Origin of the sequence: Chryseobacterium sp. FH1, assembly GCF_000735135.1 — a bacterium.
Classification (GTDB): domain Bacteria; phylum Bacteroidota; class Bacteroidia; order Flavobacteriales; family Weeksellaceae; genus Epilithonimonas.
In genome coordinates this window covers 41,306-55,379 of record NZ_JPLZ01000008.1, presented here as the reverse complement: position 1 = coordinate 55,379, position 14,074 = coordinate 41,306, and the positions used below count along the sequence as shown (strand labels likewise).

At 37.6% G+C, this 14,074-nt stretch carries 9 protein-coding genes; 1 reads left to right on the top strand and 8 read right to left on the bottom strand.

The features are described 5' to 3' along the window. Nucleotides 1-144: 144 nt before the first annotated feature. From IO90_RS17495 to IO90_RS17465, 7 genes are all read right to left on the bottom strand, one after another. Entirely contained in the window at nucleotides 145-1,806 is a 1,662-nt protein-coding gene (locus IO90_RS17495) for an ELWxxDGT repeat protein (RefSeq protein ID WP_051878914.1), read from the bottom strand. A gap of 156 nt (nucleotides 1,807-1,962) precedes the next feature. After that, nucleotides 1,963-2,961: a hypothetical protein gene (locus IO90_RS17490; RefSeq protein WP_165570288.1), complete on the bottom strand. Its 999-nt coding sequence runs from the start codon at nucleotides 2,959-2,961 to the stop codon at nucleotides 1,963-1,965. Nucleotides 2,962-3,058: 97 nt separating this feature from the next. Continuing rightward, nucleotides 3,059-4,336, bottom strand: coding sequence for a helix-turn-helix domain-containing protein (locus IO90_RS17485; RefSeq protein WP_131450915.1), 1,278 nt, complete (start codon nucleotides 4,334-4,336; stop codon nucleotides 3,059-3,061). A 356-nt stretch (nucleotides 4,337-4,692) separates the two neighbouring features. Next, on the bottom strand, nucleotides 4,693-6,138 hold the full coding sequence (locus IO90_RS17480; protein ID WP_034970486.1) for a TolC family protein: 1,446 nt from the start codon (nucleotides 6,136-6,138) through the stop codon (nucleotides 4,693-4,695). Continuing rightward, nucleotides 6,119-9,310 (bottom strand): efflux RND transporter permease subunit, encoded by a 3,192-nt coding sequence (locus IO90_RS17475; RefSeq protein WP_034970484.1) that lies wholly within the window; start codon nucleotides 9,308-9,310, stop codon nucleotides 6,119-6,121. The genes IO90_RS17480 and IO90_RS17475 overlap by 20 nt, the downstream gene beginning before the upstream one ends. A 97-nt stretch (nucleotides 9,311-9,407) precedes the next feature. Beyond that, on the bottom strand, nucleotides 9,408-10,493 hold the full coding sequence (locus IO90_RS17470) for an efflux RND transporter periplasmic adaptor subunit (RefSeq protein ID WP_185094392.1): 1,086 nt from the start codon (nucleotides 10,491-10,493) through the stop codon (nucleotides 9,408-9,410). Nucleotides 10,494-10,642: 149 nt separating this feature from the next. Then, nucleotides 10,643-11,020 carry a hypothetical protein gene (locus IO90_RS17465; protein WP_131450914.1) on the bottom strand — a complete coding sequence of 126 codons (378 nt, stop codon included), beginning with the start codon at nucleotides 11,018-11,020 and terminating at the stop codon, nucleotides 10,643-10,645. A gap of 142 nt (nucleotides 11,021-11,162) precedes the next feature. On the opposite strand from IO90_RS17465, the gene IO90_RS17460 reads away from it, so the two are divergent. After that, on the top strand, nucleotides 11,163-11,774 hold the full coding sequence (locus IO90_RS17460; RefSeq protein WP_034970594.1) for a 4'-phosphopantetheinyl transferase family protein: 612 nt from the start codon (nucleotides 11,163-11,165) through the stop codon (nucleotides 11,772-11,774). Here IO90_RS17460 and IO90_RS17455 read toward each other — a convergent pair. After that, nucleotides 11,750-14,008, bottom strand: a complete 2,259-nt coding sequence (locus IO90_RS17455; protein ID WP_034970477.1) for an FUSC family protein — start codon at nucleotides 14,006-14,008, stop codon at nucleotides 11,750-11,752. The two genes, IO90_RS17460 and IO90_RS17455, sit on opposite strands and share 25 nt — an antisense overlap. Nucleotides 14,009-14,074 lie beyond the last annotated feature (66 nt).

Below are 14,074 nucleotides of genomic sequence, written 5' to 3'. Positions count from 1 at the left end.
ATGTTCCGGCTAATTTTATTTTGTGCATTTCACCTTTCTGGTTGTAGCTGAAGCATTGCGTCACCCAAACGGAAAAATAAACGTTGTTAAAACAAAACCCGGAAATCGAAATTCCCGGGCTAAACTAAATAATTGAAAAAAACTTTATTTTTTAATGATTTTATGCGAGGAAGATTTACCGTCTGATAAAACTTTAATAATATAATTTCCTTTCGGTAAATCAGAAACATTCATTTGTAATTGTTTAGAATCCGAAGTTTGATTACTCAAAACTTTTCCAGAAAGATCATAAACCTGAACAGAAGATATCTTTGAATCTCCGGAAATGTTAACCACATCAGAAGCCGGATTGGGATAAACACGGAATTTGGTTTTATTAAAATCAGTCACAGCCATTGCTGCATCCGTGGTTACGCTCCACAATTCGTAACCGCTGTCATTGTACTGCGCTCTGAAATAAAGTTTGTTGCCCAATGCAGTGAAACCTGGAATCTGTGCCAACGCAAAATTATATGGTGTTGTAGGATCCGGCATTAGTTTTTTCGTGCCCGCTGCTGTTCCGTCTGATTTCCATAACTGATAATACTCGTCATAATTGTCAAGTCCTCTAAAATATAACGTACCATTCACTTCAGCAAATGTCATAGCCGCCTGATTTGGATTCATAGAACCATCAGATCCGGGAAAAACATCCAGATACAACTGAGTTCCGTCCGTGGTTCCGTCTGTCGTCCAGATCTCTGCGCCGTGGGTGTTGTCATCTAAAGTAAGCAGTAATTTGTCTTTATAAATAAAATGTCTGAATTGTGGAATCACAGCACCAGCTGTTCCTGGTTTCACATCTTTCAAAATATGAGTTCCATCTGCAGTTCCGTCTGTAGTCCACATTTCTCTGCCGGTTTCAGGTGTGTAGGCACTAAAAATCAATTTTCCATTGAATGCAATAAAATGCGCTGGCAGAGATGAAGCTGTACTTACAGCATTAGAAATATCCTTTACCATATAAGTTCCAGCTTCGGTTCCGTCCGTAGCCCATATTTCTGTTCCATTGGTTCCGTCATCTGCACTGAAATAGATTTTGTTACCGAAAGTAGTCAAGCTGGAAGGTCCGGAACTCTCAATAGGATTGATGTCTTTCACAATATGAGTTCCTGCAGCAGTCCCATCGGAAACCCAAAGTTCCAATCCAGTCTGACCATTATCATAATCAAAACCATCCATGGCGCTGAAATAAAGTTTGTTATTGAGAACTGTAAAATTAGATGGATTGGAACCAAATTCACCTGTTCTCAAATCCCCAATCATGACAGTTCCAACTTCAGTTCCGTCTGTTTTCCAAAGTTCGGTTCCGTGCACGCCATCTTCTGATCTGAAATATAAAGCATTTTGGAATTCGATAAACTCAAACGCATAAGATCCGCCGCTTCCAGGAAACATATCTTTTACTATTTTGGTTCCTGCTACGGTTCCGTCAGAAGTCCAAAGTTCGTTTCCGTTCGCATCATCCGTTGCAGTAAATAACAGTTTTCCATTTAAGATTTTGAAATTGGAAATATCAGAACCATTTTCTCCGGGATTGATATCTTTCAGGAGTTTGGTTTCGGTACCATCTGTGATCCAAAGTTCCCTACCATTGACGCCATCATCGGCTGTGAAAAATATTTTTGAATTATAATTAATCAGATCTGTCGGCATAGAATCACCGGAAGGATTGATGTCTTTTACCATTTCAAAAACTGGAGTTGTCTGCGCATTGATTCCAATAAATGAAACCAACATCGCCGCTAGAATAAATTTGTTTATCATATCTAAATAATTTCTTTTGAGTAAAAGTAGAGTGTTAATCCGATAAAGAATAGCAATAGACTTTTAGATATCCGAAAATTTCAAGAATATGAAAGTTTTAAATTTTTAATTAATTGATTATTAGTTGTTTAAAATAAAATAAATTTGCGTTAAGGATTATTTATTTTGAGTGGTTTTATCTGTTATTCTTGATTTTTTCACAAAGAAATATCCAAACAGACCAATTATTATAATTAAAATACCTGAAAGTATAAATATGAAAGTATTGAATTGATCTTGTTTAGCCTCAAAAATTTTCTGTTTGTATTCATTACGTTTTTTGATGAGTTCATTAACCGATTTGATGTTTTCCAAATCAAATTTCGACTGAGTCAATTCGTACAGTTTTTTGTAATGCAGATGATTTTCAAAATCTCCGATTGCCAAGAGGTTGTCAGACAAAAGTTTATAAATCCGGGTTTCCATTTCGGTCTGCTTCACTTCTTTTGCAAGCTTCAAAGCGTGAAATAAAGTGTCGTTGGCTGTCTTATAATTCGATTTGTCGGTTTCAATTTCAGAAAGTCCGACTAATGCATTGCATTCCAGAGATTTTGCGCCATTTTTTCGTGCATCTGCAAGTCCATTTTTGAAACTGACTTCTGCAGAATCCTTGTTTATAGACAAGTAGCAATAACCTTTTTGATTGTAAGCCTGTCCCAGATTTGCAACCGCAAAACCTTTCTTGTCTTTTTTAAAAGCTACAATCGCTTTATCAAAGTGTTTGATAGCATAACCACAGTCCAGACTTCGTTTGTAGAGAAAACCTTTCAGAAGATTAATATTTCCAATCAAATACTTCATAGAATCCGGAAGATAAATGGTCTGGGTCAGTTTGTCTGCTTTGTCTAGATATTTCCAGGCTTCTTCCCGCATTTCACTTCTTGTATATTGATTTCCGATAAGTCCCAAAGTTCTGATCTGATTCGCGTTGTCCTTTGTTTTTTCTGATAATTCATTAGCCTTCAAAGCAAAATCGATGGATTTTTTATAATCATTCATAGCAGCGTAACCATTGGCTATTAAAATGTTTGAAGAGATCTTATAAGAATCCGAAATATCTTTTTTCTTTAAAAGTTCTTCTCCAATCTGAATGGTTTTCTGTGGATTTTTGAACATAAAAGTATTGGCAATGCCTATCAGGCTGTCTATTTCCCTATTGTTTTGAGCAAAAAGAATTTGTGCTGAAACCGTAAAAATCAATATAATAAAAAACCTAATTATCCCCATCTGATTCCTTTTTTATATTTGATTTGATAAACGAGGCCGGAGACAATCCGGTAACTTGCTTGAAAACAGTGGAAAATAAACTGTGCGAAGAAAAGCCTGCTTCCTCTGCCAAATGACTGACTTTGTATTTCAGATAAATTGGATTATTGTTTAATTTGTTGATGACGTAATTGATTCTAAGTTCATTAATATAGCTATGGAAGTTTTTATTTTTATGCGTATTGATAATCTCTGACAGATATTTTGTATTGGTATTCAAGTTTTCTGCAAGCTGATTTAGCGAGGTAGAAGGATTGATATATTCTTCATTCCGTTCAAACAATTCTAGTTTTTCCAAAAGAAATTGAATCGTTTTATCTGGAATTACAATTTTTCCTGAACTTTCGGGAAGCTTGTTTTCATTAATGAATCTTTGTCTTTCCTCGGATTCCATTAATGCTTTTTCGATATTGGTTTCCTTTTGTCTAAGTTTTCGATTCAAAAAATATGAAAAAATGAGTACAGTAAAAATGAAAATTAAAATCAGATAAATGATTCTTTTGCTATAATCATATTTCGATTCCAAGATCTCGTCTTGTTTCTGATCGATCTTGGCCAAAAAAGAAATTCTTGCATTTTCCCTAGCATTGGAGATGGAATCCTGCAAAGAGTTTTGAAGTTGATAATGCATTTGATAACTATTCCAATCTTTTAAATAATTATCGTTCTCCGCGTACAATTGATATATTTCTGCCTTCAACCAAACATTCTGAATATTACTTTCTATTGGTTTCAAATGATCAAGTGCTTGAATTGACTTATCAAAATTTCTCTTTGCGAACTGATTTTTAGCTATTGCATAAAAATAATACGGCTCAAAGTTTCTAATTTTATCAGTATAATATTCTGCAGAATCATTCTTTCCAAGATTAGAGTAGGCGAGCGAATAATAAAAGTTAGTCAGTTGCTGTGCATCAAACTTTTCGTCCTTCTCAGATCGTTTTAAGAACTTTATAGTTTGTTTCCAATTTGATTTTGTGTATGATTTTAGAGCTTTTTCATAATCATTTTGGATCATCTCGTTTTTATTAAGGATCAAATAAAGTTGATCAGATTCGATTCCCAACTTATCACAAAGTATTCTTGTAAGAAAATTGATTTGGATATTATTTTCAGAATGGCCAGTTTTTTTTGAAAGTTCAGAAACCTGAAGCAATTTTTCTGCTGCTGCGTCATAATTGGCTATTAACAGATCACTTTTAATAAGAAGGAGAAGTGCTCTCATTTTGTCATTATCATTAGACGTGTTTTTTAAGAGGAATTGGGAAATGAGTGCAGATTCCTTCGGTTTTTTGTAAAGTAGATTTTTGGATTCAGTAAATAATGACTCAGTGTCTTTTGTATTTTGAGCCTTGACAGTTATTATGAATAAAATGAAAAAAAATAGAAATGTTTTCAATCTGATGGGGTTGCAGATGTAAAGTTATATAATTTTAATACAATATGTCTATTATAAAACCACCTTGGTGAACAATTAAACAAAATGCTCCCGAAATAAATTCCAGGAGCATTTCAATAATAATTGAGTTCAAAGTCAGGATCAAAAAAGCTAATTGCAATTAGCTAATTACCATCAGCACTTTATTTCCAACCGCCACCAAGACTTTTGTAAATATTCACAACTGTGCTCAGCTGTCTTTCTTTAGCTTCGATGAGTTCCATTTTGGCGTCCAACGCATCACGCTGATTCATCAAAACTTCCAAATAATCTGCTCGGGAATTGCGAAAGAGTTGATTGGCGATTCCAATTCCATCGTCCAAAGCTTTTGATTCCTGAGCTTTCAATTCATAATATTTATCGAGGTTTTTGATTTTCGACATTAGATTCGAAACATCGATGTAAGCGCCCAAAATCGTTTTATCATATTCATACAAAGCTTGGATTTGTCTCGCATCAGCCGTTTTGAACTGCGCTTTGATGGCGCTTTTATTAATTAATGGTCCAGCCAATTCTCCAACCAGATTGAGGGCAATCGATTCCGGCAACTTGACCAAATACGAAGGATTGAAAGCTTCCAAACCAAGCGTCGCATTGATTTCCAAACTTGGATAGAATTCTTTTCTCGCCGCTTCCACATCAAGTTTTGCCGATTCCAATTCCAGTTCTGCTTGCTTGATGTCAGGTCGATTGGCCAGCAACTGAGACGGAATTCCCGTATAAATTGTTTGCGGAACGATAGACATAAAACTTTCCTTGGTTCTTACGATCGCCTGCGGATAACGACCCAGTAAAGCATTGATTTGATTTTCCTTTTCGGTGATTTGTTGTTTCAAATCATATTCCGTGGCGCTGGATTTTGCCAACTCTGCCTCGAATTTCTTAACCGCTAATTCCGTGGTTGCCATCGCCTGTTTCTGGATTTTCGCAATGTCGAGCGCTTTTTTCTGCAAATCCATATATTGATGGATGATATCAAGTTGATTATCAAGCGACAATAATTCGTAATAATTATCAGCCACTTCTGCAATCAAACTTGACAATACGAAATTCTTTCCTTCAACAGTCGAAAGATAATGTGCAACAGCTGCTTTCTTTTCAGTTCTCAGTTTGTGCCAAATATCGATTTCCCAATTCGCCACCAATCCACCTTCGAAGTTTCCAAGCGGATCTGGCATTTCTCTTCCCGGTTCTATTTCGGTCGTTGCGTCACCAGCGCCTTCAGAAGTATATCTTCCCGCTTTGTTAACGCCTGCGCCCAATTTTGCGGCAACCGTCGGACTTAGTTTTCCGTTTTTGTACATCACGTCGCTTTTCGCAATCTCGATTTGTTGAAGCGTGATGAGCAATTCCTGATTATTTTTCAAAGCTTCATCAATCAGATTTACGAGATTCGGATCTGTGAAAAACTCTTTCCAAGGCGTGATTCCGGAATTGTTTTCAGAACCGGTTTGGTTATCAAAATTCTGAGGAATCGTTTCTTTTACCTTATCGGCAATTTTAGTTGCCATTGGTGCTTTACATCCAATTAATATTAATGAAATGAATGCCGTTGCTATGATGTTTTTATTAATCTTCAAATTTTCCATCGTGTTGGTAAGGTTCAGTTTGTTCTGTTAAAGGATTTTCTTCTTCGTAGTAAGTCAGTTTGGACTTGGCGGCAATGTTGGCAAAAATGTAGTACAATCCTGGGATGATCATCAATCCGAAAATAGTTCCGATCAACATGCCGCCTGCAGCAGCCGTTCCGATTGTTCTATTTCCAACGGCTCCAGGTCCTGTTGCCAAAGCCAATGGAATCAATCCAGCAATGAATGCGAATGAGGTCATCAAAATCGGTCGGAATCTCAAAGATGCACCTTGCAATGCGGCTTCTTTGGTTGATAAACCTTCTTCTGCTTTTTTCTGGACGGCAAATTCGACTATCAAAACAGCATTTTTTCCAAGTAATCCGATGAGCATTACCATTGCAACCTGAGCGTAGATATTATTCTCCAATCCGAAAAGACTCAAACATAAAAACGCTCCGAAAATCCCCGTAGGCAAAGACAAAATAATAGGCAAAGGCAAAATAAAACTTTCGTATTGCGCGGAGAGAATCAGATAAACAAATCCGAGACAAACGAGAAAAATGTAAATGGCTTCATTCCCTCTGGAAACTTCGTCTTTGGAAATCCCCGCCCAATCGATTCCGAAACCTCTTGGCAAAGTTTTGTCCGCCACTTCTTGGATTGCTTTGATGGCATCTCCAGAACTGTAACCTGGCGCCGGCGTTCCGCTGACTTCGGAGGAGTTGTACATATTGTGTCTCGTAATTTCGGACAAACCATACACTTTTTCAAGATGCATAAAATCCGAGTACGGCACCATTTGGTCTTTGTCATTTTTGACATAAAGCTTGAGCAAGTCGCTTGGCAAAGCTCTGTATTGCGGGCTAGCCTGAACGATTACTTTGTAAGGCCTGTCGAATCGGATAAAACTGGTTTCGTAGTTTGAACCAATCAAAGTGGAGAGATTGTCCATTGCTTTTTCAATGCTGACGCCTTTTTGCTCCGCCAGATCATTGTCGATTTTCAACATATATTGAGGAAAACTTGCGGAGTAGAAAGAGAAAGCCGATCCCAATTCAGGGCGTTTTTTCAATTCTCGTACAAAGTCATTACTCACAGTTTCCATTTTGTGATAGTCGCCACTTCCGGCTTTATCCAAAAGTCTTAATTCAAAACCTCCTGCAGCACCATAACCAGGAATTGATGGTGGTTGGAAGAACTCGATATTGGCACCAGGAATTTCTTTTGCCTTTTGTTCCAGTTGTTCGATGATCTCGGTGGAGGATTCTTTTCTTTCATCCCAATTCTTAAGATTAATCAAACAAGTTCCGGAGTTGGATCCGGTTCCTTCGGTCAGAATTTCATAACCAGCCAAAGAAGAAACAGACGAAACGCCATCGATATCTTCAGAAGCTTTTTGAAGTTGTAAAGCAATTTGATTGGTTCTTTCAAGCGTCGATCCTGGAGGTGTTTGGATGATTGCATAAATCATTCCTTGATCTTCACTCGGGATGAAACCGGAAGGCATTCTATTACTCAACAAAAAAGTACCGATGCAGAAAAGGACAAGCAAGGGCAAAGTCACCATTTTTCGAGTAACGACTTTCGTCAACAAGTTGTGGTATTTGCCTGCTCCGATTGTAAAGAGATTATTAAAACCATCCAAAAATCTTGTGATCGGTGTTTTCTTTTTCTCTTTTCCGTGGTTGTTTTTTAGGATTAATGCACATAGAGCCGGCGTCAAAGTCAACGCAACAACGCCCGATAGAATGATGGATGAAACCATTGTAATCGAAAACTGACGATAGAAAACGCCGACTGGACCAGACATAAATGCCACCGGAATGAAAACGGAAGCCATCACCAAAGTTATTGCAATGATTGCTCCGCTGATCTCGTGCATCGCTTCTTCCGTTGCCTTGAGTGGCGAGAGATGCTTTTCTTCCATTTTTGCGTGGACGGCTTCTATCACCACGATTGCATCATCTACGACGATTCCTATGGCCATTACCAAAGCGAAGAGTGAAATTAAATTTAATGTAATTCCAAACGCCGACATTATCGCAAATGTTCCTATTAATGAAACTGGAACTGCAATCGTTGGAATCAAGGTTGAACGCCAATCGCCCAAGAAAAGGAACACGACAATCGCAACCAAGATAAATGCTTCAAACAACGTGTGAATCACTTTTTCTATCGATGCATCCAAGAATCTGGAAACGTCATAACTGATCTCGTAATGCATTCCTTTTGGGAACGTGGTTTTTTCCAGATCGGCCATCAATGATTTTACATTTTTGATGACATCGCTCGCGTTGGAGCCATATGATTGTTTTAATGTGATTGCGGCGGAAGGTTTGCCATTCAGCGTAGAGTAGATGTCGTACATAGAACTTCCGAATTCCACATCTGCCACGTCTTTCAGCCTTACAAATTCGCCATTCGGTTTGGCTTTCAGAATGATATTGCCGTAATCTTTTTCGTTGTTGAATCGTCCTGGATATTTCAGAATATATTCTATGGATTGAGAACGTTTACCGGAACTTTCGCCTGTTTTTCCGGGAGAAGCTTCCAAACTTTGTGCGCTGAGTGCCTCCATCACTTCGTCTGCAGAAATGCTGTAAGCCGTCATTCGATCAGGTTTCAGCCAAATTCGCATTGCATATTCTCGGGTTCCCAAGATATCTGCAAAGCCAACACCGCTCACCCTTCTCAATTCCGACATTACATTGATGTCAGCATAATTGAAAAGAAACTTTTGGTCAGCTTTGGGATCATCACTGTAAAGATTGACATACATTAGCATATTAGGTTCTTCACGGGTGATTTTCACACCTTCACGGACAACTAAAGGAGGCAATTTATTTACGACCGACGACACACGGTTTTGAACATTTACCGCTGCGACATTCGGGTCTGTTCCCAAATCGAATACGATCTGGATAGAACATTCCCCATCATTGCCTGCATCAGACGTCATATATTTCATTCCCGGAACGCCATTTAATCCGCGTTCCAAAGGAATTACAACCGATTTAATCAGCAACTCGTTATTGGCGCCGGGATATTCCGCAGTGATATTTACCTTTGGTGGCGAGATTGACGGAAACTGAGTAACAGGCAATTTTACCAAAGATAAAATCCCTAAAAATACGATGATCAGTGAGATCACGATCGACAGAACTGGTCTGCGAATGAATTTTTTAAACATAATTCTAATATTCTTTTAGATAATAGATGATAGACGAATAGATAATAGAGGTTTCTCTATCGAAATCATTTATCGATCATCATTTATCATTTATATCTTAGTTGGCTTGTAATCTTAATGATGATAAGACTTTCTTCGGATCTTGGAATTTCGTCTTCACATTTTGATCATCCTTCACTTTTTGGACGCCTTCCAGTAGGAATTTGTCATTTTCAGTCAAGCCTTCAGAAACGACATAAGTATCGGGAAGCGAGTAGGCGACTTTGATATTTTTCGAACTTACTTTTCCATTCTTGTCAACCAAGAAAACATAGACTTGATCTTGGATTTCATAAGTTGCTTTTTGAGGAATAATCAAAGCATTTTTCAGAGGAACTGTCATTTGCACTTTTCCCGTTTCACCATTTCTGAGTAATTGATTTGGATTTGGGAATTTGGCTCGGAAAGCGATATTTCCTGTCTCGTTATCAAATTCACCCTCGATATTGGCGATTGTTCCTTTGACCGGAAGCAGTTCGCCGTTCGCCATCAGTAGGGAAACCTGGTTGTTTTCTCTTTCTGCAGCATGTGTTTGATAATTAATGTATTCCGGCTCAGAAACATTGAAGTAAGCATAGATTCCAGTGTTGTCTGACAAGCTTGTCAATAAATCACCTTCCGCAATCAGGCTTCCTAATTTTAGCGGAATTCTGTTGATATAACCAGAGAACGGCGCTTTGATCGTTGTGAAGTTGAGATGGATTTGTGCCAGTTTTGCTTCGGCGTTTGCCGCGTCCAATTTTGCTTTGGACATAGCTCTTTCATTTTTCGAAACGATGTTATTGCTTGCCAAAGTGCTTGAATTTTGCAACTCTATTTTCGCCTGTTCCACTTCGGCTTGGGCTTTCATGAATTCTGCCTGATAGATTTGTGGCATAATTCTGAAAAGCGTTTGTCCAGCTTGTACGAACTGACCTTCATCCACGAAGATCTTTTCTAGGAAACCTTTTTCCTGAGCTCGGATTTCTATGTTTTTCAAAGATTGAATCTGTGCGACGTAATCTTTCGTGACAACTGTATCTATTTTTACTGCCGATGTTACTGGATAAACGGCGGTTTCTTCTTTCTCTTCTTTTTTGTCTTTACAGCTAAAGATAATCAGCAAAGTGCTGAGAGCAACAGAAAACGTGACTCTTTTGATCATAATTTTTATTTTTTTAATTAAGGATTGGATTAATGCTCACAAAGAATCATTAATCTCAAATGAAATATTTGAATCGGTGAAATTTCAAAAACAACGAGGAATGTTACCGCTTTGGAATAAGGGTAAGAATGTTTTTGAACAAGTGAATTTTAAATACGGATAGAACGGAGCATAATAAACCTTTTGACAGAGTAGATAATGGTTTCTGGCTCGTGGAATTTCTGTTTTGTACGTTTGAAAAAGGCGTGGAATAAGTAACCCAAACCAAAAACAGCAAGCACTGCAATCGCATCCAAGGAATTGGAAAAACTGAGATCCATTTCTTCCGGAGAGTCAAGCGAATCACTGATCTGCTGGAAAGAAGCTTTTTCTAAGGAATGATTGAGGTGGTGTTTTTTCGCAAATGAAAGAAAGTTAAAAGAGATATTTTGAGTCGTTACATCTTGCTGGAAATCAATAGATTGATTCTTTTCTGCCAAGAATAGCAGAAAAATTCCCATCAATAGATATATGATACTTTTTTTCATTCGATGATGCAAATTTACTTGCTTAAATGTTAACCAAATCTTAAATCTGAAAATTTAAGGAATTTTTAAGTTGAGGTCTCCAATTTTTGAGATTTTGACTTCAATATCTTTTTACTACTTTTATCACATCAAAAAATTGCTGATGCCACTTTACAAAGATCTTTCCGATGATGTTGCAAAAATCCTGATCTGGGAATTTGACAAGGATGAAGAACTGGATGTTGATTTTTTGTTGGAACCAGAAAATCAAGATAAGATTCTGGGCTATCATCCCAACAAAATTGCTGAGGTGTTGATGGTACGCAAAATGCTGAAAGTCTTACTTCCGGATCACAAGATTCTTTACAGAGAAAACGGCGAACCTTATCTATTTCCACAGGATTTTCACATTTCGATCAGCCATTCTTATCCGTTGGCAGCGTTAGCAATTTCCACCAAAAAAGTGGGAATCGACCTTGAGAAAAGAAAGGAAAAGATCAAAAATATCCGTCACAAGTTCGTTCTGCACGAAGATCTTTATATTGATAATTCTAAAGAAATGGATTTCCTTACCGCGATTTGGTGCGTGAAAGAAGCATTATATAAAATCCATCACAGCAAACATTGGTCATTGAAAAAACATTACGACGTTTTACCTTTCGAACTACAAGAGCAGTTTACGGTCAAAAGCCGAGTGTATGATCTGGAAAATGAAGATTTCTTCAAAGCTCAGATCTTCTTTTTTGATCATTACTGTTTTGCCGTTGTAGATTGATAGATCAAATATTCCTCGATGATTTTTCGCTGGTCTTTGGCGACATCATAGATTAATTCTAAAAGTTCGTGAATGTTTTTGATTTCCGTCAAATGGCTGATTGCAAAAGGATTTCGGTCATTAGAAATCACTTGGCTTTCCAATTCGGCTTTTCTTTTTTCTAACAAATTGGCAACTTGATCTTCTGGTTTGATGTGGCTTTCAAATCTGATTTGTTCGTCCAGATCTTTTTGATAAAGTAGGGAAGAGGTTCGTAACAATTCTGCCGAAATCTTGATTTTCCAATTCTGAAGATCGATTTCGGGAAAGTCGTGTCCGGATTTTGAATATTGAGATAATGAAGCTGTGTAGGCTGTTATCAAATGCGTTGTGGTTACGAATTGATGAACTGTTTCCAATTTTCTCTGTTGATTTTTCGGATCGGAAATCATCCTTTGGAAGTTGTCGGAAAGATTTGCCAAATCGATGATCGCATTTTTTCTTTTCAATCGGAAATCCTGATCCACGACTTCTGTTTTCAGAAATTGATCCATTACCAATCGGAAATAATCCAGATTACTTTTGGAAGATTTTTTCATCAAAGCCAAATTCTGTGTGTGTTCCCAAACTGGCAAAATGAAATATGCCACCAAGAAAGTCACGGAGCCACCAATCAAAGTGTCCAAAATTCGATCTTTGAAAATCAGATTGACATTTCCAGGTCTTAAGAAATTGAAAGAAAGGAAGATGTAAATCGTCATAAAAAAAACTGCCCAAAAATATTTTGATTTCAACAAACTGAAACACAGGATCATACTTAATAAAAGAATGAATAGAATTGCACCAGGTTCTTTTACAAAATACAAGATTATATAAGCAATCACACCGCCAGCAATGGTTCCGAAAAGTCGGAGGAGATTTCGGTGTTTGGTTGTCGCATAAGCGGGTTTCAAAATGGCGATAATGGTAATGAGAATCCAGTACGAATGTCCAATGCCAAGAATCTGAAATTGAGAAACAATGTAACCGATCAACAATGCAATTGTAACTCTGATCGCGTGACGAAAATGTCCAGAGTCAAGCGATAAATTGGAAACTAAAACTTTGAGATTCAGTTTTTCTTCTTTTGGTAGAAATTTGGAATAATCCAACCCGGAAGATAAACTTTTTGCGAGTTTTTTGTCTTGTGAATGAACTTTCAGAATCGTGTTGACTTCGTCTGTGATTTCTGTGATTCGCATCAAGATCTGGCGCATCATTATAAAATCTTCCAAGGTTTCGGAAGAAAACTTCTTTGATCTGTGTTCGAAGAATTCATCGTAGATCTTCTTCAGTTCTTCATCAAAATTGGTGACTTGCCTGAACGTCAAGCCGCTTTGAAGCGAAATTCCGAGATTCGTCAATTCATCTGCCATCGCCAGCAAATAGTCGTGAATGTTGTGGAGCAAAGTCGTGTCGCCGAAAGCGTGATTCATCTTTTTGTAATCATTTTCGGACGTCAAAAGTTTGTCGTAGAGGTCAATGGAATTGAGAAACATCAACATCAAGATTCTACTTTGCGTCGTAGATTCGTTGACGATCTGTCTGGTTTTGAAAACAATTTCTCTTGTGTCTTCTTGGTGGTTTTTGATTTTGATCTGTTGAGAGATCAATTGATTCAAAAGTCCATTAAAGTCGGGATTTTTGGTGTAATATTTTGCTTTGATCCTTAAGTAATCTGCTAATTCGAGGTAATTCTCGCCTACAATTTGACTGGCCAATTTGTAAGGTTGCAGTCTCGTGACGATTAAGAAAATCACAAAAAACCACAGACAGCCAAGGAAAAATATAAAAGAACTTTTGAAAATATCTTCGCCCGTGAGATGTCCATCAATAAAGATACTGAGCACGACAAGCGCAATAGAACCGAAAGTCGCCAATCTAATTCCATAAACCCCAATCATCGAAAAGAAAAATCCAAACGCGATGATCTGAATGTAAACGGCAATCGGAAATCCCTTGAGCAAGCTGGCGAGAAGTGCAATGAGGAAGAAACTGAAAACTGATAGTAGCAGTGTGTTTCTTCTTCTTGTAAATGGTCCCGGCTGATCTGTCAATCCTACAAAACTGGTTCCGAGTGGAAACAGAAAAAACTCCTTCAGCAAACCAAACTGTGCCAAGATGATACTTGGAATCACGATCGCCAGAGCGATTCTTGCTCCGGAATAGATGTATTGGCTGGTGAGGAATTTTTTGAGTTCGGAACTGTAGTTCATATTACAAATTTACAGAAAGTATTGTTTTAAAAAGATAATGAGGATGGTATTAAACGTAAAGTTAAT